Below are 23,305 nucleotides of genomic sequence, written 5' to 3' on the forward strand. Positions count from 1 at the left end.
GGTATTGCCTGCGGCTCAACCCATCCCGCATGCGGGCCACGGCCTCTCAGACATCAACGATGACGTTGAAGCCCCCGTAGATCATGCGCCGTGCGTCGAAGGGCGGGACTTCATCGCCGCGCTCCATCCTCGGGTCGGCCATGACCTTGCCGTTTCCCTCGTCGCGCGCCTCTTTCGAAGGCCACGATATCCACGCAAAGACCACCACTTCGTCCGGCTTCCGTTTGACAGCCGAATGGAACGAGGTCACTTCGCCCTCCGGCACATCATCGCCCCAGCACTCGACGACACTGAGTGCACCATGTTCACGGTAGATCGCGGCGGCCTCGGCCGCCATCTTCCGATAGGCTTCCAGGTTGGCTGCCGGTACAGCGGCCACGAATCCGTCGATATACATATAGCTCTCCTGATGTCGTCCAAGTTGCGTCATACGCTCCTAGGCCGTGGCAAGCACGGGGACATTGAAGGCTCTCTACCTGGCCCGTGCATGGGTGGCACAAGCGTAGCGCACTTCAATAATGCCGCTCCCGAGTAAGTTGCCGCCCGTAAGACCTCGGTGCACGTTGCATACCCGGGTGACACTGGCTGATCAAGTGTCGTGGGGTGATGACGCCTGAGTTAATCCGTGTCGCGAAGGAGCATCGGCTTGTGCGAACGGTTAGGGGACAAGCTGCACTTCTTCACGGCGTACGTCCGAACCCAGTTCGCCATACACCTTTGTTGTCGTTGCACGCTTCATGAAGTCCGCTGCCAGAAGCGTCGGGCGGACGGCCTCAAGGAGGGCATCGGCATCTGGGCTGCCGAGCGACAGGCCAACTCTAGCGGAGAACCGGGATGACGGCAGTGGTTATCGATATAGGCAAGGCCAACCTGAACGTGGTCATCGAAGTACGCGCAGGCGTGCTGTGGTTTGCCGATAGCAAGCCGGGATCGACAGGTTGTTACGCCAGCTGAGTAGCCAACTCGACACTAGCGTCTTAGCTTACGCCGCTGATCAGAATCAATGCGTGGCCACGTGACGAGCTGGTTCGGGAGGCCGGGATGGTCGCCTAACCGTTGGTCGGAAGATCAGTCTCTGAGTTAGTCGACCCGCGAAGCGGACTCAGCCAGAGCAAATCGTTAACCTCATCCGCAACGAATATTCATTTCGAACACATGAAAAAGGCCAGCCTCGTTGGCTGGCCCCGATTGCATCAGACGTTACTGCTCGAACTCAGCGTACCTTTTATCGCGAGGTGCAAAATATACCTCCTGATCCCACTTCCCTGTTTCAGGATTAAAGAAGGTGCGAGTGCATACGTTCCATTGCGAATTGTAAGGCTCACAGGAAATCCCCGGGGTGACAGCCTGGGCATAAGCAGAGTCGATAGTTGTAACGCTGCCGGCGAGACCTAGAAGACCAACTGCTACTACAGTCAAAGCACTTTTATAGATCATGTCATTTCTCCATTGACAATGCTCGGAACACGCGGTTCCGCAGGCAATCTAGCATAGAACGACTATGGGGCAAGGGTGTTGTCCGCGACAACTGCAAAGATACGTCTAACGCTGCTGACCCAATATCGGCTCAAGACTATACCGACAAGGTCTTTGCCTCCTCCAAGCGTAAGACTCAAAAGACGACACTGGGTCAATGGTGACTTGAGGGCGGATATCAGCGAAGCGCTGTGTAGTAGATTCTTGCGAGCATGTTTTCAACCCGCAGGGTTGATCACACCATATAGATAGTCGACGCCTCTGCGCGCCAGATCATGTCTTCTCCCCGCGCCCCTCCATTACCCACCACCCCACGTCGCGGCGGCCTTGCACACGGGGCCACCAACTCCCGCCGGCTCGTACCCAAACCTTCCCGCTCGCTGGCAACCTTTAGAAAAGCATACGCCGGCAATGCGGCGGTCATCAGGTCGCTGCCGAGGGCGGTTTCGGTGTCGGCCATGCGCTTGTGCAGGCGGCTTATGCGGGCCTGCCGTGGTTGCAGGCGCTCCAATGCCGGTAGGTCGCGAGTGCAGCCTTCATGGTCGCAGTAGCGCAGCGCCAGGCCAGGATGTCTCGTAGCGCCACATGCAACGTTTCCTCCACCCTGCTCACCGCGTTGCGGACGCGGCATGCCGGGTATCACGCCTGACCGGCCTTGTTCATCGGCTGGTGGTCTGCAAAAGGTCTGCGGCCTGCTGCGGTTGCAACCTCGCGCAGGCATCTGGGATGCTCGCGCCTCACCCGACAGGATGCACGACCGTCGTCGCCTTCCCCGCCCACGCGCCGGGAACCTTGGCGGGCCGCGATGGTCGACACAGACGAGGGAACGAAGGGGACGTGATGATCGAGTTGCAGGGCGTGCAGCGCCACTACGCCATGAGCGGGCAGACGGTAAAGGCGCTGGCAGGGGTGGACCTGCGCATCGGCCAGGGCGAATTCGTCGCCATCACCGGGCCCTCGGGGTCGGGCAAGTCCAGCCTGCTCAACATCCTCGGCTGCCTGGACCATCCCAACGCCGGCCACTATCTGTTCGAAGGCCGCGACGTGGCCACCTTCGACGACGAGGCCAGCAGCGACCTGCGCAACCGGCGCATCGGCTTCGTGTTCCAGAGCTTCCACCTGCTGCCGCGGCTGAGCGTGCTGGAGAACGTGATGCTGCCGCTGCGCTTCCACCGCCAGCCGCCGCCGGGCACGCACGACCGCGCCCTGGCGCTGCTGGACCGCGTGGGCCTGGGCGAACGGCGCGACCACCGCCCCAGCGAACTGTCCGGCGGACAGATGCAGCGCGCCGCCATCGCCCGTGCGCTGCTGCTGCAGCCGGCCTTGCTGCTGGCCGACGAGCCCACCGGCAACCTGGATTCGAAGAGCGCCGCCGACGTGCTGGCGCTGCTGGATGAAGTGCATGCCGGCGGCCAGACCGTGGTGCTGGTGACCCATGACAACGACATCGCCGCGCGCGCCCCGCGCCAGGTGAAGCTGCGCGACGGCAAGGTGGAACATGACGCGCTCCAGTAAGACGCTGTGGGTCACGCTGGCCCTTGCCGCCACCGCGCCCGCGCACGCCGTGGTGCTGACCGGCGAAGTGCGTGCGGTGGACGCGCAGCAGATCCTCACTCCGCAATCCAACAGCTCGCCTGTGGTGATCCGCTACTACGTGCCCGAAGGCGAACGGGTGAAGAAGGGCGACGTGGTACTGCGCATCGATCCCGGCCAGTCCGCCAGCCGCATCCCCGATCTGGAGGCCCAGATCGAACAGGGCCAGGCCAAGGACGCCAAGGAAGTCGCCGAGCTGCAGGTGAAGGCGCTGGAAGCGGAAATGGCTCTGGTGGATGCCGAAGCCGAGCTCGCCACCGCGAAGCTGGACGCCACCATCCCGCGCGACCTGATCTCCGGCCTGGACTACGACCGCCACCAGGGCGAACTGGACCGCACCACGCGCGAAGTGGCATTGAAGCGCAAGGAGCTGGATGCCGCGCGCACCGCCGTGCAGCGGCGCGTCGAAGATGGCCGCCTGCAGATCGAGAAGCTGGTGCTGCAGCGCGACTACCACGCCTCGCTGGTCCGCACCTCGGAAGTCGTCGCCGACCGCGACGGCATCGTGGTGCACGGATTCAACAACAACTGGATCGGCGGACGGATCGATGAAGGCTCTTCGACCATGCCCGGCAGCAAGGCTGGTGAAGTGGTCAGCAGCGGACGCATGAACGTGCGCGCCTGGGCACTGGAACCGGACCGGCGCGGGCTGGTGGTGGGCCAGTCCGTCGAGCTGACGTTCGACGCCGTGCCCGGCCGCAAGGTGCCGGGGCGCATCGCGTTCATTTCAGGTGCGCCGGACCGGCGACCGGAATGGGGCGAAGGCCGCTACTTCACCCTCGACATCACGCTGGATGCGCAGACGCTGTCGCTGATGCCGGGCATGAGCGTGCGCGTGATCGCACGGCCCGCCGCCGCGACGGGCAAGGAGGCCACGCGATGAACCGGGCACGCATGCTGCCGTGGATGGTCGCGCTGGCGGCGACGCTGCCGGCCGCGCACGCCGCCACTCTGCGCGTGGATGGCGAGGTGTACGCGCAGCGCAGTTCGCAGCTGGTGCCGCCGGCCGTCGATCGCCTGTGGCAGTTCAACCTCACCCAGCTGGCGCCGGACGGCAGCACGGTGAAGAAGGGCGAGATCGTGGTCGCCTTCGACACAAACGACCTGGTGCGCCAGCTCAGCGAGAAGCAGAGCCTGCTGCAGGAAAAGAAGCGCGAGCTGGAGAACCTGACCCTGGACGTGGCCGAACGCGAGCGCAGCCAGCGCCTGGCCACCGCCGAAGCGGCCGCCGAGCGCGACAAGGCCGGACGCAAGACCGAACAACCGCGCGAACTGATCGCCGCGCTGGAGTACGACAAGCTGGTGGAGGAACGCAGGCGCACCGAACGCCGCGCCGCACTGACGCAGGTGGCCGAACGCGCCGCCGCCGAACAGCGGCGGCAGGAACTGCGCCTGGTCAACGCCGAGCTGCAGCAGGCACAGGCCGACGTGAACCGTCTGCAAGCCTCCATCGCGGCGCTCAACCTGCCCGCGCCGCGCGACGGCGTGATCATGCACAAGAGCAACTGGAACGGCGAGAAGTTCGACGTGGGCTCGCAGGTCTGGCGTGGCCAGACCGTGGCCGAGATTCCCGACCCGGCCACGCTGGCGGTGCGCGCGCAGCTGCCCGAGCGCGACCTGCAACGGGTAAAGGTGGGCGTGCCCGCGCGCATCGTGGTGGAAGGCGGTGGCGGCAGCGTGCACCACGGCAAGGTGGCCGGCATCGGGCGCGCCGTGCGCAGCAAATCGCAGGTGCAGCCGGTGCCGGTACTCGACCTGGAGATCCGGCTGGACGACGCGAAGGCGAAGCTGCGTCCCGGCCAGGCGGTGCGCGTGGAACTGACCGTGCCCGACATCGGGGGAGGAGCGAAATGATGCCGATCACGCGCGTCGCGTCCGTGCTGGCATGCGCCCTGGCGGTGACGGCCTGCGGTGCGCCGGAAGTGCCCGTTGCCAGCGAGACCGTGGCGCGGGGCGCGCTGACCCTCAGCGTGCGGGGCGAAGGCGAACTGCGTTCGGCCAAGCCCACGCCGCTGATCGTGCCCGGCAAGAACTGGTCCGCGCGCCAGGTGGAATGGATGGTGCCGGAAGGCAGCCTGGTGAAGAAGGGCGACCTGCTGGCGCGCTTCATCTCGCCCGAAGGCGAGCAGCAGCTGGCGCAGGCGATGATCGACCTGCAGCGCAATGCGCTGGCGCGCGCGGCGAAGGAAAGCGGACTGGACGCCACCCAGGGCCGCGTGGAAGTGGACCTGTCGCAGGTGGCCGTGCAGCTGGGCATCGCCCAGCGCTACGCCGAAGCCGACCTGAGCACCGTGGCGCGCAACCAGGTGCTGGATGCCATCGAGGACAAGGAATACCTGCAGGTACGGCAGGGCGTGCTGCAATGGCAGCGCGACCAGTCGGACGTGCGCGGCGGCGCGGAACTGGCCGTGCTGGACGCGCAGCGCGCCACCTTCGACATGAATGCGCAGACCCGCAAGGGCGACCTGGATGCGCTGGAACTGCGCGCGCCCAACGACGGCGTGCTGCTGCTCGCCGCCAACTGGTCCGGCGACAAGCCGATGGTGGGTGCGAACCTGCGCGCGGGCTTCGAGTTCGGCAGCCTGCCGGATACCTCGGCGATGGAGGTGGAGATCGACCTGCCGCAGATCGAGGCGCAGGGCGTGCAGGCGGGCGATGCGGTGGTGCTGCATCCGCTGGGCCGGCCCGACCAGCGCATCGACAGCAAGCTCTCGTGGGTGGCCAGCGCGGCCAAGGTGCGCAATCGCGAAAGCCCGGTGAAATTCCTGTCGATGCGCGCACCGATTCCGTCCTCGGCGGTGGAGAAGTACCGCCTGATCCCCGGCCAGCGTTTCGCCGCCGCCGTGGTGCTGCTGGAGGCAAAGGACGCGATGGCGGTACCGAACGTGGCCATCGAACAACGCGACGACCGCCATTGGGTGCAGGTGAAGCAGGGCAACGACTACGTGGCGCGCGAAGTGAAACTCGGCGTGCGCGGTACCGCGCGTTCGCAGGTGCTGTCGGGATTGAAGCCCGGCGACCAGGTGCGCCTGTCGCAGATCGAAGTGCCTGCACCCGGCGACGACGACAAGGAACAGGACAAGACCGACGACGCCGGTGACGATGCCGCCACCGGCGATGCCGAAGGGAAGAACGCATGACCGGACTGATCAACCGCCTGCCCACCGTCTGGCGTGAAGCGGTGGAAGAACTGTGGCGGCGCCGCCTGCGTACGCTGCTCACGCTGCTGGGCATGATCTTCGGCGTGGGCGCCATCGTGGCGATGCAGGCGGTGGGCGAAGGCAGCCGGCGCGAAGCGCTGCGCCTGGTGGAAGGCCTGGGCCTGCACAACCTGATCGCCGAGGCCAAGCCCCAGGACGAGGACACGCTGAAGGAAACACGCGAGCGCAGCGTCGGCCTGACCGTCGCCGATGCGGACGCCGCCCTGAGCGTGGTGCCCGGTGCCGGACGCCATGCCGCCGAAAAACAGGTACGCACGCATACGGTCTTCAGCGACACCGGCCGCAGCGATGCGCAGGCCAGCGGCGTGAGCGCGAACTGGTTCGACCTGTCGTCGCTGAAGATCGCGCAGGGCCGCGCGTTCACCGCCGACGACGAAGCCGCGCTGGCGCCCGTCGCGGTGCTGGGCCACCAGGCGGCCATCAGCCTGTTTCCGAAAGGCGGTGCCGTGGGCGGGCTGGTGAAGGTCAATCACGTCTGGCTGGAGGTGATCGGCGTACTGACCGACCGCGACCTGGGCCAGGACGATTTCGAGGGCGTGCAACTGGGCTCGGAGAGCAACCGCATCTACGTGCCGCTGGCGAGCGCGCGCGCGCGCTTCCGCTTCCAGCCGCAGGAAGACGAAGTGGACCGCTTCCTGCTGCGGCTGGACGATCCGCAGCGGCTGGCAGCCGGCGCGGGCGTGCTGTCGGCGGTGCTGGACCAGCGCCACGCCGGCATGACGGACTATCAGCTGATCGTGCCGCAGCAGCTGTTCCAGCAGCATCAGCAGACGCAGCGCATCTTCCAGGTGGTGATGGGCGCGATCGCCGGTGTCAGCCTGCTGGTGGGCGGCATCGGCATCATGAACATCATGCTGGCCAATGTGCTGGAACGGCGTCGCGAGATCGGCCTGTTGCGCGCGTTGGGCGCGCGCAGGCGCGACGTGATCGCGCAGTTCCTGCGCGAGGCCACCGTCATCTGCATCGCCGGGGCGTTGCTGGGCCTGGTGTTCGGCGGCGTGCTGGCCTACCTGATCGCCACGTTCGCCGACTGGCAGGTCGCGTGGGCCCCGGTGCCGATCCTGCTGTCGGCCGGTTTCTGCGCGGTGGTCGGCCTGGGCTTCGGCGTGTATCCCGCGCGACAGGCCGCGCAGCTGGATCCGATCGCCGCGCTGCGGCACGACTGAGCCAACGCATTCGCAAACGAATTCGTAGGATGGGTTGAGCCGCAGGCAATACCCATCACGCGCAATTCGGAAGGCCCAGTAGGAACGAAGTATCCAGGATTGCACCGTTCCAACACGCGTTCCAGCGAACGGGAACGAAGATGATGGGTAGACCGGCTTCGCCGTTGAAAGCCGCCTACGGCTCAACCCATCCTACTCGCTGACCAAGCGCCACCCCGCTCAACTAAGAAGTCAGGAGGACGAGTCTCCGAGAACGGGGCAACCTATGACGTCCCATCGATCAGGATGCCGCCGAATAGCCAGGATCCCACTACGCCGGTCAGCGTAATCAGATGCAGAATGGATAGCCATTTGCTCCGTAAAGCCATAACAGAAGGAGCCAACAGCAACAGAGGCAAGACCGAAGCCACTGAATGTAGCCACAGGATGGAGTCAGAAACGGGTGACGGTGACCAATGCGATGCCAGAACGGTAGCGATGTAAACAGCCGCGCCAAGCAAGCCAGGTAATACTGCGATGAGCCTACGATCTTGGCGAGCGCCATGTAGTAAGAAGGGCACAGGCAACAAAAGTGGCAGAAGGGGCAAAAGCCCAAGTGCCAGGCCGGAAATGGCATTGAGACTCATGGATGTATCTCTGCCTCTGACGCCTTATGTCTTCCGATGAGCCGAGCCACGAAGCGGGGTCGGCTTGAATGAATTGTTAGGTGCCACGCTGCTCACCGACATGAGCAGCTTTGCGCTTTACGAGTGAGAGCACGAGTGCGCAGGCTGCCAAGCCGCATGAAATATAGAGCCAGTGACCTGCGTCAGCCATGTACCCAACATGATGTGCCCAGATCATTAATGGAATATTCGCCACTAGCAATACGAGGCTTGGCACAAGGGCAAATCTTGGCGTGAGGTAGGGCAAGGCAAGGGCTGCAATAGAGAGCGTAACTGCTGGTACCCCGACGAAGGCCACGAAAAGCGGAGTAGGGTCTGACGCCTGTGCGATAGAAGGGCTAGCTGCCAACACAACGGCAGTCAGTATCTTTCGGGTGCGAACAAACATCATGTGGCACCTAACGCCTGAATAAAGCCGACCCGCAGCAGGGCGGCGACTGGGTGCGAATATAGCCGAAGGCGTGCAACTAGGCGCCGCCATGCTGCGGGTTCGGCTTGAATGAATTGTTAGGCCTTGCCTCGTGATGTGAATCTTGCAATCCAAGACGTCACCAATATGCCAATCCCTGCAGAGCCTATTGCGTAAAAGGTTAGCGGGCTCCGCTCGGGACGCGTGCCAAAGATGCTTGGGGTCAGAAGGGCAATTGTGTCGCCACCGAGCATTGAGGTGAGCAGAATGAGATAGACAAGTATCCCTGCGGCAATGACCACGCACGCGAGACCCCAAATAGATAATTCTCTAACGGTGGTGCCCGTGCGCAACGACCGCCAACTTAGAATTGCGGCCATCGATGCGCTGATTGTTGCGACAGTTGCGACTGAGAGAATGCCCATTAGCAAGGCCTAACACCGGAATTAAGCCGACCCGCGAAGCGGGTTCGGCTTGAATGAATTGTTAGGCCGCTGGCCCGTGAGGCCGAGGCCGGCGACCACCAATGCAACAGCTTGCTCAATAGTGTTCGCCGTAAGTCGTTCAGCTGATGCAGAACTCTCAGCAAGGAACGGACAAGCGCCGGTACTGGACTCTAGCTGGAACTCCAGCTCACTTGCAGGGTGACGAAAGACCCACAGGCCATCATCGTCAGCGCCAAGGTGCAGAACGGCTAACTGCTCTGCAGAAATATCTGGGTAAGCGAGACGAAGCTTGTCAATGATTGCATCAATGTCTCGCATGCTTCCCCCTGCGGCCTAACACCTAGTAGACCCCATCCCCGGGGTGGTAACGCGGATGTTCACGTCCTTCCCACTACGCGTCAAGGCAGATGATGCATTGCTGCACATAGGTGTTGAGCGCATGCCGGGAAGTAGGGGCCCAAGCGCCACAGGCATGCTTCGCCGGGGATCATCACCCCCAACCCGGGGCGACGATCGACTCAATCCCTCACCGCAATCTCCACCGCCGTCCCGCTCACGCGCACTCCCCCGCCCACATCCGCCGGCACCTCCACCCGCAACACACTCGGCCGCCCGAGATCATGCCCCTGGTGGATGGTGAAGCTGCGGTCGTCGGGCAACCGGTCCTGTGACGCCAGATACGCACCCAGCGCGGCGGCCGCCGCTCCCGTGGCCGGATCTTCCACCACGCCACCCGGCGGGAAGGGATTGCGCGCGTGCAGCGTGTGCGCGTTCTCGCGCCACACCAGATTGATCGTGGTCCAGCCGCGCGCGGCCATCAACGCGGCGAGGGCATCGAAGTCGTAATGCAGGTCGGCCAGGCGCGCGCGCGATGCGGCGGCGATCACCGGATGCCATGCGCCCGCATACGCCAGCCCGGGCGGCAGCGCGGGATCGAGTTCGTCGTGGCGCCAGCCGAGCGCTGCGAGCAGCGCGTCCAGGTCGGCTGCGTGCAGCGTGTCGACGCGGGGCGCGACGCTGGTCAGCGTGGCGACGAAACCGGCATCGACCGTCACCCGCACGGGTCCGGCCTGCGTGTGCAGCACAGCATCGCCAGGACCGTGTTCGCGTGCATGCGCGACCATCGCCGCGATGGTGGCGTGGCCGCAGAAGCTCACTTCGGCCAGCGGACTGAAGTAGCGCACATCGAGATCCCCATCCGCGCGCGGCAGAAGGAACGCGGTTTCCGAATAGCCCACCTCGGTGGCGATGCGCTGCATCGCGTCGCCGTCGAGGCCACGCGCGTCCAGCACCACGCCGGCGGGATTGCCGCCCTGAGGATCGGTGGTGAAAGCGCTGTAGCGCAGCACGGCGGAGGTCATGGTGTTTGCTCGCCGAGCGCGACCGCCTTCGGCGCATCCAGCGGCACCACCAGATAGCGCAGGAAGTACTGGGTCAGCGGGCCCACGCCGAACGCGAACAGCACGGTGCCGACCCCGACGATGCCGCCGAGCAGCACGCCGATGATCAACACGGTGACTTCGATCAGCGTGCGGATGCTGCGGATCGACCAGCCGGTACGGCGCGCGAGTCCCGTCATCAATCCGTCGCGCGGACCCGGTCCCAGCTGCGCACCGATGTACATCGCGGTGGCGAGGGCGCAGGCCACCACGCCGGCCAGCAGGTAGGCGCAGCGCAGGGGCAGGCCCTCCGGCGTACCGAGCAGGGCGAGGTTGAGGTCCGCGAACGGACCCAGCAGCAGCGTGTTGGCCACCGTCCCCAGGCCGGGCATCTGGCGCAGGGGAATCCAGGCCAGCAACACGGCGACGGCGGTGACCACCATGACCATGCCGAAGGACAGCGGCACGTGCTGCGATACACCCAGGTGGAAGACATCCCAGGGCGAGGCACCGACGGCCCCTTCGATCATCAGCGCGATGGCCAGGCCGTACAGCCACAGGCCCACGCCCAGCCGCAGCAGGCGTTCGGGCAGGCGGCCGGCCTTCAGTTGCGCGAGCGGTCCGAGATTGGCGAGTCCGACGGGAGAGGTGAGCGGTTTCATGGGGCCACCATCGTTCTAATTGGCTCTTTCTGATAGAGCCAATTCTGCGATAGTGGCTCCATGGACAGATCCCTGGCACCCGACCACCTCGCCACCCTCGTGGGTGATTTCCCGCGCACCCCGGCCTACCGGGGCCTGCGCAAGGCGCTGGAGGAGCTGATCGGCGATGGCCGCATCCCGCTCGGTACCCGCCTGCCCAGCGAGCGCGCCGTCACCCAGGTGCTGGGGGTGTCCCGCAACACCGTCACCCGGGCCTACGCGGACCTGGTCGCGGCCGGGTTCGCCACCGCCCGCCAAGGGGCCGGCACGTATGCGGCCGTACCGCTCGACCGCCGGCGCGCGCACGACCATGCCCTGCACGCCCTCGGCACCGCGGCGTCGACGGAAGGCGTGATCGATCTCAACTGCGCCGCCGGTGCGGCCACGCCCGGCGTCGCCGCGGCCTACGAGCGCGCCATGGCCGCACTGCCGGCCTACCTGGCCAGCGACGGCTACCTGCCCTCGGGCCTGCCGGCGCTGCGCGCGCTCATCGCGGCATCGTACGTGCGGCGGGGACTGCCCACCGCGCCTGAGCAGATCGTGATCACCTCGGGGGCGCTGTCGGCCATCGCCATCATCGCGCGCGCACTGTCGCGACCCGGCGACCGCATCATGATCGAGTCGCCGGTGTACTCGAACGCGATCGAAGCGCTGCGTCTGGGCGGTGGTCGCCTGGTGAGCGCACCGATGGCCGATCCGCTCGGCGACGAAGGCTGGGACCTGGCGGCCATCGAGGCCACGCTCAGGCAGACATCGCCACGCGCGGCCTACCTGATTCCGGATTTCCAGAACCCCACCGGCTTCCTGATGCGCGACGGCCAGCGCGCCCGCTACGCCGCCGCGCTGCAGGCGACACGGACGACCGCGATCATCGACGAGACGCTGCAATCGACCTGCCTGTCGGACGATCCCATGCCCGCGCCCTTCGCCGCGCACGCGACGGATGCCTTCACCATCGGCAGTGCATCGAAGCTGTGCTGGGGTGGCCTGCGCGTGGGCTGGATCCGCGCACCACGGCCGGCGGTCGACCGCATCATCGCCGCGCGCGTGCAGATGGACCTGGGCAGTTCCCTGTTCGACCAGTTGGTGGTCGCGGAAATGCTGGAGGCGGACGGCGCACTCGCCACCCGGCGCACGCAGTTGCGGCAACGGCGCGACGCGCTGGCGCAGGCACTGCATGAGCACCTGCCCGCGTGGTGTTTCCGCCTGCCCGATGGCGGCCTGACGCTATGGGTGAGGATGCCGCACGGCAGCGCCACGCAGCTGGCCGCCGATGTGGAGCGCAAGGGCGTCTATCTGGCGCCGGGCCCCGTCTTCAGCGTGGAAGGTGGCGCCGACACCTGGTTGCGGATTCCGTACGCCAAGCCGGAAGCGCAGCTGGTGCAGGCGGTCCGGATCATGGCCGAGACGTGGTCGGAAAGCGCCCGCGATACCGGGCACCGTCGCAACACCACGCGGCGACTGATCGCGTGATGATCGCCATCGCGCTGTCCGGCGGGCTTCGCGATACCTGACCGCTAGCCCGCGTCATCGCGCCGTGTCACGCGACGCTCCAGCCACGCGAGCAGCGACAACACGCCGAACGTCAGCAGCGTGGCCAGCAGGGCCAGCCAGCCGTGACCGAAGCCGACTGCCACGCCGATCACCGCCACCATCAGCAGCGAGGCGGCCGTGGTGACGCCGGCGACCACGCGGCCGCGGTGCGCGATCATGGTGCCGGCACCGATGAAGGCGACACCGGCGATCACCGCTTCCACCAGCCGGAAGGGATCGATCTGCACGCGACCGTCATGGTCGTGCTGCGCCTGCGCCAGCATCATGTCGCCCATGCCGGTGAGCATGGCCGCCGCACCGGCCACCAGCGTGTGGGTGCGGAAGCCGGCCGGCCGATCCTTCATCTCGCGCTCCAGGCCGATGACACCTCCCAGCAGCATGGCGAACGCGATGCGCGCGACCACCGCCGCCTGCGCTTCCCATCCATCGAACATGGCGTGATCCTCCTGCGCCGATGCTTCCATCGGCCGGGTCAACGCGGTGCGAAGGCGGATGCCGGTGTCTGCCTGCTCAGGCCAACCGCCCCACCACCCACGCCCACATCGGCAGCGTCGCCAGCGACAGCAGGATGCCGTAGCCCACCAGCGCGGCGGCCAGGCGCGGGGCGAGCTGGTGCGAAATCGCGAGCGCTGCCGCCGTGATCATGGTGGGCATGGCCGATTCCAGCACGTTGGCCTGCAGCATCTCGCCGGTCATGCCGAAGGCGAGCGACAACGGCAGCGCGAGGGCCGGCATGACGATGAGCCGCAGCAGCAGGCCGACCGCGAGCGGCTTCACCTCGTCGCGCGGCAGCTTCAGCTGGATGGTCAGGCCCACCGCCAGCATCACCAGCGGCAGCAGCGCGTCGGCGAGCTTCTGCAATGCGGACGCGATCCAGGCCGGCGGCTGCTCCGGCATCAGCGTCAGCCCGAACAGCAGCGCCCATACCGGGGGGAACTTCACGATGCGCAGGCCGATCTCGCGCGCGGTCGGGGGCGCATCGCCGCCGTAGCGCGCCAGCACGTACAGGCCGAAGGTGGACAGAAGGACGAAGGTGCCGAACTGGTCGTAGACCACCGCGTAGGGCAGCGCGTGCTCGCCCAGCAGCGCACGCACCATCGGATAACCGATGAAACTGCTGTTGCACAGCGCCACGCACAGCAGCAGCACGGCATGCTCGTCGCGGCGGAACCTGAAAATACGCGTGGCGAGCGTGACCAGCGCCACGGTGGCGACGGTCAGCACCCACGGCGTGGCGATCACGCCGAGCAGCGAAGCGTCCACGTGCAGGCGTGGCACGTACGTCAGCACGGCGGCGGGCAGACTGACGTACAACACCACGCGGTTGAGCACGTCCGCCGCGTTGTCGGGGAACACGCGCAGGCGCGCGAACACCATGCCGAGCGCCAGCATGGTGAGGATCAGGGCGAAGGCATCGAATGCCATGGACATCGGAGCATTGCGTGGGGATGGCAGGATCGCACAGGCGCTTACGGGTGCGCCTGCGCCTTTCGTCGATACCCGTGCATTCCGGAGGCGCCGCATCGCCGCGGGCCGCGTCTGACCGCGATGCGGGCAACCATCACGCTTCCCTCCCGGATGGAAGCACGCCCATGGCACGCACGATCCCGGTTCCCGCCGGCTCCAACACGGTCAACCCGTTCCTGATCACCGATCGCGCCAGCGACCTGATCGCGTTTCTTGTCGAGGTCTTCGGCGCGGAAGAGGTCCCCGAAGCGCGCACACTCGATGCCGACGGCCTGGTCCTGCACGCCGAACTGCGCATCGGCGACTCGCTGCTGACCCTCGCCGACCGCAAGCCGGGCTGGCCGTTCACGCCGGCGCTGACGCGTGTCTACGTGGCGGATGCGGCCGCGACCCTGGTGCACGCCGTGCAATGCGGCGCGCACGTGGTGACGCGACCCACGCCGTTCTTCGGCGACACGCTGGCGCGCTTCCAGGATCCTTCCGGCAACCTGTGGTGGATCCAGCAGCACGATCCCCTCGCGGTCGCCTCGTGGGACGACGGAGTGGGTTCCCTGGAGGATGCGCACGGCGACGGGTGGGCGTATTCGAATCCGGATCTGGACGAGATCCACGCCACCCTGATGGACGCCATGGCCCGCCTGCGCGATCCGCGCACCGCGCCCGGCTGATCCCGTCGCGCCGTGCCGGCGCACCGGCCGCGGCCCTGCATGGCTCTGGGCTTATCATGGCGGCATGAACGCCCCTGCATTCCCCACCGCGTCCGGCCCGATCACGCTGGCAGGCCCCGAGGGCCCCCTGGAAGCCCACGTCGACTGGCCCGAGGACGGCGAACCGGTGAAGCCGGTCACCGCCGTGATCTGCCATCCGCTGCCCACCGAGGGCGGCACGATGCACAACAAGGTCGTGGTGATGGCAGCACGCAGCCTGCGCGAACTCGGCGCGGTGACGGTGCGCTTCAACTTCCGCGGCACCGGGGCGTCCGCCGGATTGTTCGACCAGGGCGATGGTGAGGTCGACGACCTGCGCGCCGTGGTGCAGTGGATACGCGAACAGCGGCCCGGCACGCAGCTGTGGCTGGCCGGTTTCAGTTTCGGCGCCTATGTATCGCTGCGCGCCACCGAAGGACTGCAGCCCGATGCGCTGGTGTCGATCGCACCGCCCGCCGGGCGCTGGGATTTCAAGGCGATCACGCCGCCGGCCTGCCCGTGGCTGGTGATCCAGGGCGAGGAGGACGAGATCGTCGAACCGCAGGCGGTGTACGACTGGATCGATTCGCTGAAGCAGCCGCCGGAACTGATCCGCATGCCGGAAACCAGCCACTTCTTCCACCGCAAGCTGATGGACCTGCGCGGCGCCATCAAGCACGCCATGAAAGCCTACGTGCCGGCGTGATGGGGGACGACGCACGGGGGGCGGCATCCACGCCGTCGCAGGTCTACGCGCGCGGCGCTTCGGAAGGCCAATGGCAGGACGACCCGGCGCAACATCCCGCGCTGGCCGAGCTCGACCGCATCCATGCAGCGTTGCTGGCGGAGCCGGCGTCGCCCGGCCTGTTGGGCAGGTTGTTCGGCAAGCCACCGGAAACCGTCAAGGGGCTGTACTACTGGGGCGAGGTCGGTCGCGGCAAGACCTTCCTGGTGGACCTGTTCTACGACAACCTGCCGCTGCCCACCTATTCGGTCTCGCAGAACAAGGCGCATGGCGAAGGCGGGGGCAAGTACCGCACCCACTTCCACCGCTTCATGCGCGGCGTGCACGAACGCCTGCGCCTGCACGCGGGTGAAAGCGACCCGCTGGCGAAGATCGTGCGCGAGGTGCGCGGCAAGCTGCGCGTGCTGGTGCTGGACGAGTTCTTCGTCACCGACATCGGCGACGCGATGCTGTTGGCGCGATTGCTGGAGCGCATGTTCGCCGAGGGCATCTCGCTGGTGACCACGTCCAACACCGCGCCGGAGAACCTGTACCGGGACGGGCTGCAGCGTGCCGGGTTCCTGCCCGCCATCGACCTGCTGCAGCAGCACTGCGTGGTGCTGCGCTCGGACGGACAGGAAGACTACCGCCTGCGCGCGCTGACACGTTCGCCGGTATACCGCACGCCGCTGGACGGCGCGGCCGACGACTGGCTGGCGATGCGCTGGCGCGAACTGAGCGGCGGCGACGCGGCGCACGGCGGCAACATCGAAATCGACAGCCGCAAGATCCCGGTGCGCGGGCGCGGCAAGAGCATCGCGTGGTTCGATTTCGGCGCGCTGTGCGAAGGTCCGCGCGGCACGACGGACTACATCGAGATCGCGCACGAGTTCAACACGCTGCTGCTCGGCGACATCCCGCGCTTCGATGCGTTGAATGAAGATGCCGCGCGCCGCTTCGTCAACCTGGTCGACGAGCTCTACGACCGCCACGTCAACCTGGTCTGCACCGCGGCGGAAACGCCGACGGCGTTGTACACCGGCGCGCGCCTGCAGGGCGCGTTCGAGCGCACCGCTTCGCGCCTGATCGAGATGCAGAGCGCCGAATACCTGGCCACGCCGCACAAGGCCTGAGCACATGCGCGCCGTGCCCGCCGCGATCGACGACGTGCTGCATCGGACGATCGACAGCGGCGGCCACGTCTGCGTGCTGACCGGCGCCGGCATGTCGGCCGAGAGCGGCATCCCCACCTTCCGCGGGACCCACGACAGCCTGTGGTCGCGGTTCGATCCGATGCGGTTGGCGACGGCCGGGGCGTGGCGCGAGGATCCTGCGCTGGTCTGGGGCTGGTACCGCTGGCGGATGCACCGGGTCCGCGAGGCGCAGCCGAATGCCGGCCATCGTGCGCTCGCGCAGCTGGCGCGCCGCGTGCCGCTTTGGCTGGTCACCCAGAATGTGGACGACCTGCACGAGCGCGGTGGCAGCACGGTCGACGCGCATGTGCACGGCAGCCTGTTCGCGTTGCGCTGCTTCGCCTGCGGGCGCGCGCACGAGGGCCCGCTCGACGAGTACGTGGACGATGCGCAGCGTGTCGAGCCGATGCGTTGCGTCGCCTGCGGTGATCGCATCCGCCCGGGCGTGGTGTGGTTCGGCGAGGCGCTGCCCGACGACGCATGGAACGCAGCGACCGACGCGGCGATACGCTGCACACTGATGCTGGTCGTGGGCACGTCGGGCCTCGTCTATCCCGCTGCCGGCCTGCCTGCGCTGGCCCGCCGCCACGGCGCCACGTTAGTGGAGATCAACCCGGAGCCCACCGCGCTGTCCGCCGAGGTCGACCATGTCTTGCGCGCGACCGCGGCACGGGCGCTGCCGCAGCTGCTGGGTTGATCCGCACGCACCGGCTTCACGCGGTGCTTGCCAGACTCGGGGCATCCGTCGAGGAGACCGCCATGAAGCCGATCATCTACGCGTCGCTCTACGTCGCGCTCGCCGTTGCGGTGCTGCCCGGCTGCCAGCGCACGCCCGACGAGCAGGATGTCGATGCGGCCACGCAGACCGCCGCCGAGATCGCCGATCCCGCGCCCCCGGTGACCGGGCGCGAAGCGCCGCAGTTCCAGTTCGCCCACGACGAGATCGGCATTGCCCTGGCGCCGACCCCGGGCTTCACGCTCCATCGCGACTTCAGCCGCGACTATCTGTCCGACGGTGCATGGAAGACGTTCGCCACGCCCGATGCGCGTGGCGAACCGTTGGTGGCGCTGGTGCTGGAAGGCTCCGACAAGATCACTGCCGCCGAGCTGCGCGTCGGTACCAGCATCGACAGTCATGCGGTAGTGACCTGTCTCGATCCGCCGGAAGGCGCGTCGACGGAAGCTCCGGACGAAGTGCGCATCGACGGCCAGGCATTCCGTCACTTCCGTGCCGGCGATGCCGCGATGAGCCACTACCAATCTGTCGATGCCTACCGCTCGGTGCGCAACGAGCGCTGCATCGCCATCGACCTGCTGATCGCCGGCACCCGTCCAGAGGTCTACGACCCGCCGGCAACGCCACCCTTCGACGAAGCGACGGCGCGCGTGCGACTACAGGAGGCGTTGGCTGCGGTTCGGATCATCCGCTGACGCAATGCTCAACTCCCTTCTCCCCGCATGCGGGGAGAAGGTGCCCGGAGGGCGGATGAGGGGCGCTTCTCTTGGGCGCGGATGCGTTCACCAAGCGATATCTCCGAATCGTCGAACGCGGAATGATTCTGGCGGACTTTCCTCTCCCGACTCCGTTCACCCCTCACCCGCCTTCGGCACCCTCTCCCCGTTTCACGGGGCGAGGGAGACTTCGGTCAGGACTACTGCAACTGCTTCCGCACGAACGCATCCACCACCTCGGTGTAGACGGAGGATGCGCCGAGCAGGCGGTTCACCTCGCCATGCGAGAGATCCTCCGGCAGCACCTCCATCGCCACGCCCAGCGCCTTGCCCTTCTCGGCCATCGCGCGTCCCTGCGGGCAGGCGTCCTGGCGCCGTGATGAGCAGACGAACAGCATCGGCACCGCGTCGCGCGTGAGCTGGTGGTAAGGCGAGGCGGCGATCCAGTCGGCTGGATTCCGGCCGAACGCCGTGTCGTAGATGCGCGGCAGCGGAGGCTTCTTCATCGTCAGCGGCACGTCGAGCGCACCGCTGTCGAGCGAGACCACGCCGCGCGGCCGGGTGGCGCCGGCTTCGCGCCACAGGGTGGAGGAAGCGCCGACCAGCGCGGCGAGGTGCGCACCCGCGGAGTGGCCCATCAGCATCACGTTCGCCGGATCGGCGTTCCACGACGGCGCGCGCTTCTGCACATCGGCCAGCGCGCGCGCCACGTCGCGAGCCTGGTCGATCGGCGCGGTGTCCGGGCGCATGCGGTAGTTGATCGACACCAGCACGTAGCCCTTCGGCAACCAGTACGCGGCCTTGTTCTCGACCACGCCCGGATTGTCCTTGTTGCCGTTGGCCCATCCGCCGCCATGCACGAACAGGATCACCGGCGCGCGTTGCGGTTGCGCAGGCAGGTAAACGTCGTAGCGCTGGCGCGGATCGTCGCCGTAGGCGACATCGCGCATCGCGCGCGCGCCGGCCGGCAACGTGGGCGCACGCGCCGCGGGCTGGCGCGAGGCCTCGCGCATCTCCTGCAGGCGTTCACGGAAGGTCTGCGCCGCCAGCGGCAGCACGGTGAACAGGGCGCAGGCCAGCAGGCCGGCACGGAACAGCGTCTTCATCGCATCACCTCGTGGGGACGTCCGGTTCAACCCGCGCGCAGCGCCAGCTGGGCACGCAGGCCGTGGGGGGTGTTCGGCAGCAGCCGCAGTTCGCCACCGTGCTGGCGTGCCACGCGGTCGACGATGGGCAGGCCCAGCCCGCTGCCGCCCTGCGCCTGGTCGTGGACGAACGGCTGGCGTGCACGTTCGGCCGCGTCGGCGGAGAGACCGGAGCCGCCGTCGGCGACCTCGACCACCCATGCCGATCCTTCGGCCCACAGCTGCAGTGACAACGGCAACGCGCCATGCCGCTCGGCGTTGACCAGCAGGTTCTCCACCGCGCGCAGCAGCGCCATCGGCTTGCCGGGGAGCAGCGCATGTTCCGGCAGGTCCACCCGCCAGGCTTTCGAAGCGGCGGCGACCGCATGGCGGCAGATCGCGGCCAGGTCGACGCTCTCGCTGCCTTCGTCGCGGCCATCGCGGGCGAAGGCGATGAACTGGCCCAGGATCGCGTCCATCTCCATGATGTCGCGCTGCATGCTGCGGGTCAGTCCGGGATCGGTGTCGGGGACCATCTCCAGTGCGAACTGCAGGCGCGTGAGCGGCGTGCGCAGGTCGTGCGAGATGCCGGCAAGCAGCAGCGCGCGTTCTTCCGCCGCCGCGCGGACATCGCGGCTGGCGTCGCCCAGTGCCTGCGCCAGGTCCGCCACCTCGCGCGGGCCACGCGCATGCACCGGCGGTGGCGCATCGCCACGCACGATGGCCGGCGCGGCCGCGGCGAGCTGGCGCAGCGGCTGCACGAGCCGGCGCGCGAAGTACGCGGCGGCCAGCCATACCAGCGCCACGCAACCGACCAGCATGAACACGGAGAAGCGACGCATGCCGGTGGCCGGACGGTCATAGGCGAACGACACCCACAGCGGTTCGCGCGTGGCCGGTTTCAGCCAGATCACCCGCAATCCACGCCCGGCACTCATCCGCAGTTCGCGCCCGGCGCCCAGCGTGCCTGCGGCCTGTTCGCGCAGTTCGCGCAGCAAGGGGGCGAAGCGCGGTCGTGCGTCGGCGGGTGGCGTGCTGCGCACCTCCAGCCCGGCGTCACGCAGCTGCGCGACGGTGCGCGCATGCGACTGGTGCTGGTCGAGTGCTTCCACCACTTCGGCAAAGCCCTGCATCGCGCGCAACAACTGGTCGGCGGCCGGCCGCGTGGCGAGTTCGCGCCCGAGCAGGAGCGCCAGCACGCCGGCACCGGCCAGCACCAGCGCGATCACCAGCGCGAGCTGGCCGAACACGCTGCGCGGCAGCGGCGACCTCACGGTGCGGCCTCCGGTGGCACGAACACATAACCCACGCCCCATACGGTCTGGATCAGGCGCGGCTGGCGCGGATCGTCTTCCAGCAGCCGGCGCAGGCGCGCGATGGTGACGTCCATGCTGCGCTCGAAGGCATCGTGTTCGCGGCCGCGCGCCAGGCTCATCAGGCGGTCGCGGCTGAGCGGCTGGCGCGGATGGCGCAGCAGCACCGACAGCACGGCGAATTCGCCGCTGGTCAGCCGCAGCAAGGCGCCGTCGCGGGTGAGTTCGCGCCGCCCAAGGTCGAGGGTGAAAGGTCCGAACACCACCTCGCCCCCGTCGGCCTGCGGCGCGCCGGGCGCCGGGCGCGTGCGCCGCAGCACCGACCGGATGCGCGCCAGCAGCTCGCGCGGATTCACCGGCTTGGGCACGTAATCGTCGGCCCCGATTTCCAGGCCGACGATGCGGTCGATCTCGTCGCCTTTCGCGGTCAGCATGACGATGGGCGTGGCGTCGCCCTGCCCGCGCAGGCGGCGGCAGATTTCCAGGCCGTTCTCGCCGGGCAGCATCAGGTCCAGCACGATCAGATCGAAGTGGCCGCGATCCAGCGCCTGCCGCATCTGCACGCCATCGCCCGCGCCGCGCACGTCGAAGCCCTGCGACTGGAGGTAACGCTGCAGCAGCTCGCGCAGGCGCACGTCGTCGTCGACCAGCAGCACACGGGGCAGGGCGTCTTCCATGGGGCCACTATCGCCCGCCGCCGCGACGGCCGGCAAACCCCGCCGGCGGCCCGTTTGTAAGCAGATGTTTCCCGCGCCGCCCGCAGACACATCTGCTGTCAACGGCGACACACCTGCCGGCGTTGCCCGTCCTACCGTGGTCCTGCCGCCGCTTCCCCTGTGCGGCCATCCCACACCCGACGAGGATTCCGCCATGAGCAAGACCCCGTTCCTGATCGCCACCGCCTTCGCCCTGTGCACCACCACCCTGTTCGCCGACCATGTCGACGCACGCGAGCGCAGCCGCGTCGTGCAGCGCACCGCCCAGGGCGGCAGCGTCGCCGTCGAGCGCAGCAATGCGCGCTTCGACAGCCAGCGCCAGCGCGGCTGGCAGGCCGATGGCCAGGGCAATGCGAGCGCCGCGCGCAGCGGCAGCATCAGCGGCGCCAACGGCGGCAGCGCCGGTTACGACCGCAGCGCCTACCGCAATGCCGATGGCAGCGCCGGCCGCCAGGGCAGCGCCTATGCCAACGGTCCGAACGGCGGCACCGCCAGCACCAGCGGCGGCATCAGCCGCGACGCGGACGGCCATGTCAGCGGCGCGCGCAACACCACGGCCACCGGCGCCAACGGCAACAGCTACACCGGCAGCACGACGGTGTCGGACGGCACGCTGGTGCACACACGCAGCTGCACCAATGCCGCCGGTGACGCCATCGCCTGTCCGCGCGGCAACTGATCGGCCTGCATCCGCTTTCCCGCAGGCGCGGCGGCATGGCACTCCCCCCTGTCGCACGGATGCATTCCCGCACCGCCGCGCCTGCACCTTTTCCTTCCCTCACCCGGAGATTCCCGATGTCCCGTTCCATCCTGCTCCCCCTCGCCACCACGCTGTCCATCTTTGTGCTGGTGGCCGCTCCCGCCGGCGCGCAGCAGCGCACGCTGACCGAAGAACAGAAAGCCAAGCTGCAGGAACGGTTGAAAGCCGCCGATGCCAATGGCGATGGCCTGATCGACAAGGCGGAAGCCGAGGCCAGGCTGCCGCGCGTGGCGAAGAACTTCGACACGTTGGACGCCAATGGCGACGGCAGGCTGTCGCCTGACGAAATGCGGGCGATGGCCGCGCAGCTGGCCGAACGCCGTCGCCCGCGTTGAGGCCACGACGATGGCCTCGCTGCCCCCACTGTTGGGTGTACCCCTGCTGGTGTTCGCCGGCATCGCCGCGCTGGAAGGCGCATGGCTGATGCGGCGCGGCGGCTACGACTGGAAGAGCTACTGGGCATCGCTGGGCGATGCGGCGGGACGCGCATTGCTGGGCCTGCTGATCCAGGGTGGCGTGGTGGGCATGCTGCTGCTGGCGATCTGGGAATTCCGGCTGACGACGATCGCGATGGATCGCGGGTGGCACTGGGTGGCGCTCTTCGTCGGCCAGGAGTTCTGCTACTACTGGATGCATCGCGCCGATCACCGCGTGCGTTGGTTCTGGCTGAACCATTCGGTGCACCACTCCTCCGAGCAGTACGCCCTGTCGACCGCGTACCGGCTGGGCTGGACCGGCAAGCTGACCGGTGCCGCGGTGTTCTTCGGGCCGCTGGTGTGGCTGGGCTTTCCGGTGCCGTACGTGGTCGGCGCGCTGGCGGTGAACCTGCTGTACCAGTACTGGCTGCATACCGAATTGGTGCCACGGCTGGCGCGCCCCATCGAGTTCGTCTTCAACACGCCCGCGCATCACCGCGTGCACCACGCCAGCAACCCGGAGTACCTGGACTGCAACTATGGCGGCGTGCTGATCGTGTTCGACCGCCTGTTCGGCACCTGCCGCGAGGAAATCCCCGGCGTACCGCTCCGCTACGGGCTGGTCGAGCCGGTGCGCAGCTACAACCCGGTGAAGATCGTCTTCCACGCCTGGGTGAAGCTGGGTCGCGACCTGCGCCGGGCGCGTGGCCTGCGGCAGGTCGTGATGACGCTGTTCGGGCCGCCCGGATATGTCCCGGACGGCGCGGAAGCGGTCCGCCCGCGCCGTTGAGAGTGGCCCGCGCCCGCCCGGGCGGCGACAATACGCGCCCCCGGCGGCCCCACG

General features: G+C 67.6%; 24 protein-coding genes. 14 read left to right on the plus strand and 10 right to left on the minus strand.

All coding sequences use genetic code 11. The annotated features are described in order from the left end of the window. Window positions 1-46: 46 nt before the first annotated feature. A complete protein-coding gene (locus AC3DET_RS16540) occupies window positions 47-397 on the minus strand; it encodes a DUF1428 domain-containing protein (RefSeq protein ID WP_337732546.1) in 351 nt (116 codons plus the stop codon). Window positions 398-2,316: 1,919 nt separating this feature from the next. Here AC3DET_RS16540 and AC3DET_RS16545 point away from each other — a divergent pair. Genes AC3DET_RS16545 through AC3DET_RS16565 form a run of 5 tightly spaced genes read left to right on the plus strand, consistent with a single transcriptional unit; the run spans window position 2,317 to window position 7,456 of the window. Further along, window positions 2,317-2,991, plus strand: coding sequence for an ABC transporter ATP-binding protein (locus AC3DET_RS16545; protein WP_337732929.1), 675 nt, complete (start codon window positions 2,317-2,319; stop codon window positions 2,989-2,991). Beyond that, entirely contained in the window at window positions 2,975-3,952 is a 978-nt protein-coding gene (locus tag AC3DET_RS16550) for an HlyD family secretion protein (RefSeq protein ID WP_337732915.1), read from the plus strand. Before AC3DET_RS16545 ends, AC3DET_RS16550 begins: the two co-directional genes overlap by 17 nt. Then, the gene (locus AC3DET_RS16555; RefSeq protein WP_337732914.1) at window positions 3,949-4,923 is read left to right on the plus strand and encodes an HlyD family secretion protein; all 975 of its coding nucleotides are present in this window, start codon (window positions 3,949-3,951) and stop codon (window positions 4,921-4,923) included. The genes AC3DET_RS16550 and AC3DET_RS16555 overlap by 4 nt, the downstream gene beginning before the upstream one ends. Continuing rightward, window positions 4,923-6,209 carry an efflux RND transporter periplasmic adaptor subunit gene (locus AC3DET_RS16560; protein ID WP_488392319.1) on the plus strand — a complete coding sequence of 429 codons (1,287 nt, stop codon included), beginning with the start codon at window positions 4,923-4,925 and terminating at the stop codon, window positions 6,207-6,209. The genes AC3DET_RS16555 and AC3DET_RS16560 overlap by 1 nt, the downstream gene beginning before the upstream one ends. Continuing rightward, window positions 6,206-7,456 carry an ABC transporter permease gene (locus tag AC3DET_RS16565; RefSeq protein WP_488392320.1) on the plus strand — a complete coding sequence of 417 codons (1,251 nt, stop codon included), beginning with the start codon at window positions 6,206-6,208 and terminating at the stop codon, window positions 7,454-7,456. The genes AC3DET_RS16560 and AC3DET_RS16565 overlap by 4 nt, the downstream gene beginning before the upstream one ends. A 263-nt stretch (window positions 7,457-7,719) precedes the next feature. Here the strand turns inward: AC3DET_RS16565 and AC3DET_RS16570 are convergent, their stop codons facing one another. The 4 genes from AC3DET_RS16570 to yczE all read right to left on the minus strand — a co-directional run bounded on the left by AC3DET_RS16570 (window position 7,720) and on the right by yczE (window position 11,017). Then, window positions 7,720-8,082 carry a hypothetical protein gene (locus tag AC3DET_RS16570; RefSeq protein WP_488392321.1) on the minus strand — a complete coding sequence of 121 codons (363 nt, stop codon included), beginning with the start codon at window positions 8,080-8,082 and terminating at the stop codon, window positions 7,720-7,722. 894 nt (window positions 8,083-8,976) lie between these two features. Continuing rightward, window positions 8,977-9,294 carry a hypothetical protein gene (locus AC3DET_RS16575; RefSeq protein WP_488392322.1) on the minus strand — a complete coding sequence of 106 codons (318 nt, stop codon included), beginning with the start codon at window positions 9,292-9,294 and terminating at the stop codon, window positions 8,977-8,979. A 200-nt stretch (window positions 9,295-9,494) separates the two neighbouring features. Next, window positions 9,495-10,337 (minus strand): PhzF family phenazine biosynthesis protein, encoded by an 843-nt coding sequence (locus AC3DET_RS16580; protein WP_488392323.1) that lies wholly within the window; start codon window positions 10,335-10,337, stop codon window positions 9,495-9,497. Next, on the minus strand, window positions 10,334-11,017 hold the full coding sequence (yczE, locus tag AC3DET_RS16585) for a membrane protein YczE (RefSeq protein ID WP_337732910.1): 684 nt from the start codon (window positions 11,015-11,017) through the stop codon (window positions 10,334-10,336). The genes AC3DET_RS16580 and yczE overlap by 4 nt, the downstream gene beginning before the upstream one ends. Before the next feature lie 60 nt (window positions 11,018-11,077). Here yczE and yczR point away from each other — a divergent pair, with 60 nt between their 5' ends. Further along, on the plus strand, window positions 11,078-12,529 hold the full coding sequence (yczR, locus tag AC3DET_RS16590) for a MocR-like transcription factor YczR (protein WP_488392324.1): 1,452 nt from the start codon (window positions 11,078-11,080) through the stop codon (window positions 12,527-12,529). A 44-nt stretch (window positions 12,530-12,573) separates the two neighbouring features. Here yczR and AC3DET_RS16595 read toward each other — a convergent pair whose 3' ends face one another. Next, the gene (locus tag AC3DET_RS16595; protein WP_488392325.1) at window positions 12,574-13,044 is read right to left on the minus strand and encodes an MgtC/SapB family protein; all 471 of its coding nucleotides are present in this window, start codon (window positions 13,042-13,044) and stop codon (window positions 12,574-12,576) included. 76 nt (window positions 13,045-13,120) lie between these two features. Further along, window positions 13,121-14,035: an AEC family transporter gene (locus AC3DET_RS16600; RefSeq protein WP_488392501.1), complete on the minus strand. Its 915-nt coding sequence runs from the start codon at window positions 14,033-14,035 to the stop codon at window positions 13,121-13,123. A 167-nt stretch (window positions 14,036-14,202) separates the two neighbouring features. Here AC3DET_RS16600 and AC3DET_RS16605 point away from each other — a divergent pair, with 167 nt between their 5' ends. The 5 genes from AC3DET_RS16605 (at window position 14,203) to AC3DET_RS16625 (ending at window position 18,111) form a co-directional block, all read left to right on the plus strand. Next, window positions 14,203-14,745, plus strand: coding sequence for a VOC family protein (locus AC3DET_RS16605; protein WP_488392326.1), 543 nt, complete (start codon window positions 14,203-14,205; stop codon window positions 14,743-14,745). Between the two features lie 64 nt (window positions 14,746-14,809). After that, entirely contained in the window at window positions 14,810-15,469 is a 660-nt protein-coding gene (locus AC3DET_RS16610) for an alpha/beta hydrolase (RefSeq protein ID WP_488392327.1), read from the plus strand. Further along, the gene (gene zapE / locus AC3DET_RS16615; protein ID WP_488392328.1) at window positions 15,469-16,620 is read left to right on the plus strand and encodes a cell division protein ZapE; all 1,152 of its coding nucleotides are present in this window, start codon (window positions 15,469-15,471) and stop codon (window positions 16,618-16,620) included. The genes AC3DET_RS16610 and zapE overlap by 1 nt, the downstream gene beginning before the upstream one ends. A 4-nt stretch (window positions 16,621-16,624) precedes the next feature. After that, complete coding sequence (locus tag AC3DET_RS16620; protein ID WP_488392329.1) at window positions 16,625-17,377, plus strand: SIR2 family NAD-dependent protein deacylase; 753 nt, start codon at window positions 16,625-16,627, stop codon at window positions 17,375-17,377. A 62-nt stretch (window positions 17,378-17,439) separates the two neighbouring features. After that, window positions 17,440-18,111: a hypothetical protein gene (locus AC3DET_RS16625; RefSeq protein WP_488392330.1), complete on the plus strand. Its 672-nt coding sequence runs from the start codon at window positions 17,440-17,442 to the stop codon at window positions 18,109-18,111. Window positions 18,112-18,332: 221 nt separating this feature from the next. Here AC3DET_RS16625 and AC3DET_RS16630 read toward each other — a convergent pair whose 3' ends face one another. Genes AC3DET_RS16630 through ompR form a run of 3 tightly spaced genes read right to left on the minus strand, consistent with a single transcriptional unit; the run spans window position 18,333 to window position 21,246 of the window. Next, window positions 18,333-19,238, minus strand: coding sequence for an alpha/beta hydrolase (locus tag AC3DET_RS16630; RefSeq protein WP_488392331.1), 906 nt, complete (start codon window positions 19,236-19,238; stop codon window positions 18,333-18,335). A 26-nt stretch (window positions 19,239-19,264) separates the two neighbouring features. Next, the gene (locus AC3DET_RS16635; RefSeq protein WP_488392332.1) at window positions 19,265-20,530 is read right to left on the minus strand and encodes an ATP-binding protein; all 1,266 of its coding nucleotides are present in this window, start codon (window positions 20,528-20,530) and stop codon (window positions 19,265-19,267) included. Further along, on the minus strand, window positions 20,527-21,246 hold the full coding sequence (gene ompR, locus AC3DET_RS16640; RefSeq protein WP_488392333.1) for an osmolarity response regulator transcription factor OmpR: 720 nt from the start codon (window positions 21,244-21,246) through the stop codon (window positions 20,527-20,529). The genes AC3DET_RS16635 and ompR overlap by 4 nt, the downstream gene beginning before the upstream one ends. A 193-nt stretch (window positions 21,247-21,439) precedes the next feature. Here ompR and AC3DET_RS16645 point away from each other — a divergent pair, with 193 nt between their 5' ends. The 3 genes from AC3DET_RS16645 (at window position 21,440) to AC3DET_RS16655 (ending at window position 23,251) form a co-directional block, all read left to right on the plus strand. After that, window positions 21,440-21,964: a hypothetical protein gene (locus tag AC3DET_RS16645; protein WP_488392334.1), complete on the plus strand. Its 525-nt coding sequence runs from the start codon at window positions 21,440-21,442 to the stop codon at window positions 21,962-21,964. Between the two features lie 116 nt (window positions 21,965-22,080). Beyond that, window positions 22,081-22,380: an EF-hand domain-containing protein gene (locus AC3DET_RS16650; RefSeq protein WP_488392335.1), complete on the plus strand. Its 300-nt coding sequence runs from the start codon at window positions 22,081-22,083 to the stop codon at window positions 22,378-22,380. A 10-nt stretch (window positions 22,381-22,390) separates the two neighbouring features. Next, window positions 22,391-23,251 (plus strand): sterol desaturase family protein, encoded by an 861-nt coding sequence (locus AC3DET_RS16655; protein WP_446538970.1) that lies wholly within the window; start codon window positions 22,391-22,393, stop codon window positions 23,249-23,251. Window positions 23,252-23,305: the final 54 nt, after the last annotated feature.

Source organism: Pseudoxanthomonas sp. 97-1-1, from assembly GCF_057773125.1.

What these genes read in the sequence shown, in the direction of transcription:
- AC3DET_RS16540 (WP_337732546.1), bottom strand. Translation starts at nt 397, where the DNA reads ATGTATATCGACGGATTCGTGGCCGCTGTACCGGCAGCCAACCTGGAA.
- AC3DET_RS16630 (WP_488392331.1), bottom strand. Translation starts at nt 19,238, where the DNA reads ATGAAGACGCTGTTCCGTGCCGGCCTGCTGGCCTGCGCCCTGTTCACC.
- AC3DET_RS16620 (WP_488392329.1), top strand. Translation starts at nt 16,625, where the DNA reads ATGCGCGCCGTGCCCGCCGCGATCGACGACGTGCTGCATCGGACGATC.
- AC3DET_RS16600 (WP_488392501.1), bottom strand. Translation starts at nt 14,035, where the DNA reads ATGGCATTCGATGCCTTCGCCCTGATCCTCACCATGCTGGCGCTCGGC.
- zapE (WP_488392328.1), top strand. Translation starts at nt 15,469, where the DNA reads ATGGGGGACGACGCACGGGGGGCGGCATCCACGCCGTCGCAGGTCTAC.
- AC3DET_RS16655 (WP_446538970.1), top strand. Translation starts at nt 22,391, where the DNA reads ATGGCCTCGCTGCCCCCACTGTTGGGTGTACCCCTGCTGGTGTTCGCC.
- AC3DET_RS16545 (WP_337732929.1), top strand. Translation starts at nt 2,317, where the DNA reads ATGATCGAGTTGCAGGGCGTGCAGCGCCACTACGCCATGAGCGGGCAG.
- AC3DET_RS16610 (WP_488392327.1), top strand. Translation starts at nt 14,810, where the DNA reads ATGAACGCCCCTGCATTCCCCACCGCGTCCGGCCCGATCACGCTGGCA.
- AC3DET_RS16580 (WP_488392323.1), bottom strand. Translation starts at nt 10,337, where the DNA reads ATGACCTCCGCCGTGCTGCGCTACAGCGCTTTCACCACCGATCCTCAG.
- AC3DET_RS16570 (WP_488392321.1), bottom strand. Translation starts at nt 8,082, where the DNA reads ATGAGTCTCAATGCCATTTCCGGCCTGGCACTTGGGCTTTTGCCCCTT.
- yczR (WP_488392324.1), top strand. Translation starts at nt 11,078, where the DNA reads ATGGACAGATCCCTGGCACCCGACCACCTCGCCACCCTCGTGGGTGAT.
- AC3DET_RS16555 (WP_337732914.1), top strand. Translation starts at nt 3,949, where the DNA reads ATGAACCGGGCACGCATGCTGCCGTGGATGGTCGCGCTGGCGGCGACG.
- AC3DET_RS16645 (WP_488392334.1), top strand. Translation starts at nt 21,440, where the DNA reads ATGAGCAAGACCCCGTTCCTGATCGCCACCGCCTTCGCCCTGTGCACC.
- AC3DET_RS16560 (WP_488392319.1), top strand. Translation starts at nt 4,923, where the DNA reads ATGCCGATCACGCGCGTCGCGTCCGTGCTGGCATGCGCCCTGGCGGTG.
- AC3DET_RS16575 (WP_488392322.1), bottom strand. Translation starts at nt 9,294, where the DNA reads ATGCGAGACATTGATGCAATCATTGACAAGCTTCGTCTCGCTTACCCA.
- AC3DET_RS16565 (WP_488392320.1), top strand. Translation starts at nt 6,206, where the DNA reads ATGACCGGACTGATCAACCGCCTGCCCACCGTCTGGCGTGAAGCGGTG.
- AC3DET_RS16650 (WP_488392335.1), top strand. Translation starts at nt 22,081, where the DNA reads ATGTCCCGTTCCATCCTGCTCCCCCTCGCCACCACGCTGTCCATCTTT.
- ompR (WP_488392333.1), bottom strand. Translation starts at nt 21,246, where the DNA reads ATGGAAGACGCCCTGCCCCGTGTGCTGCTGGTCGACGACGACGTGCGC.
- AC3DET_RS16625 (WP_488392330.1), top strand. Translation starts at nt 17,440, where the DNA reads ATGAAGCCGATCATCTACGCGTCGCTCTACGTCGCGCTCGCCGTTGCG.
- AC3DET_RS16595 (WP_488392325.1), bottom strand. Translation starts at nt 13,044, where the DNA reads ATGTTCGATGGATGGGAAGCGCAGGCGGCGGTGGTCGCGCGCATCGCG.
- yczE (WP_337732910.1), bottom strand. Translation starts at nt 11,017, where the DNA reads ATGAAACCGCTCACCTCTCCCGTCGGACTCGCCAATCTCGGACCGCTC.
- AC3DET_RS16550 (WP_337732915.1), top strand. Translation starts at nt 2,975, where the DNA reads ATGACGCGCTCCAGTAAGACGCTGTGGGTCACGCTGGCCCTTGCCGCC.
- AC3DET_RS16605 (WP_488392326.1), top strand. Translation starts at nt 14,203, where the DNA reads ATGGCACGCACGATCCCGGTTCCCGCCGGCTCCAACACGGTCAACCCG.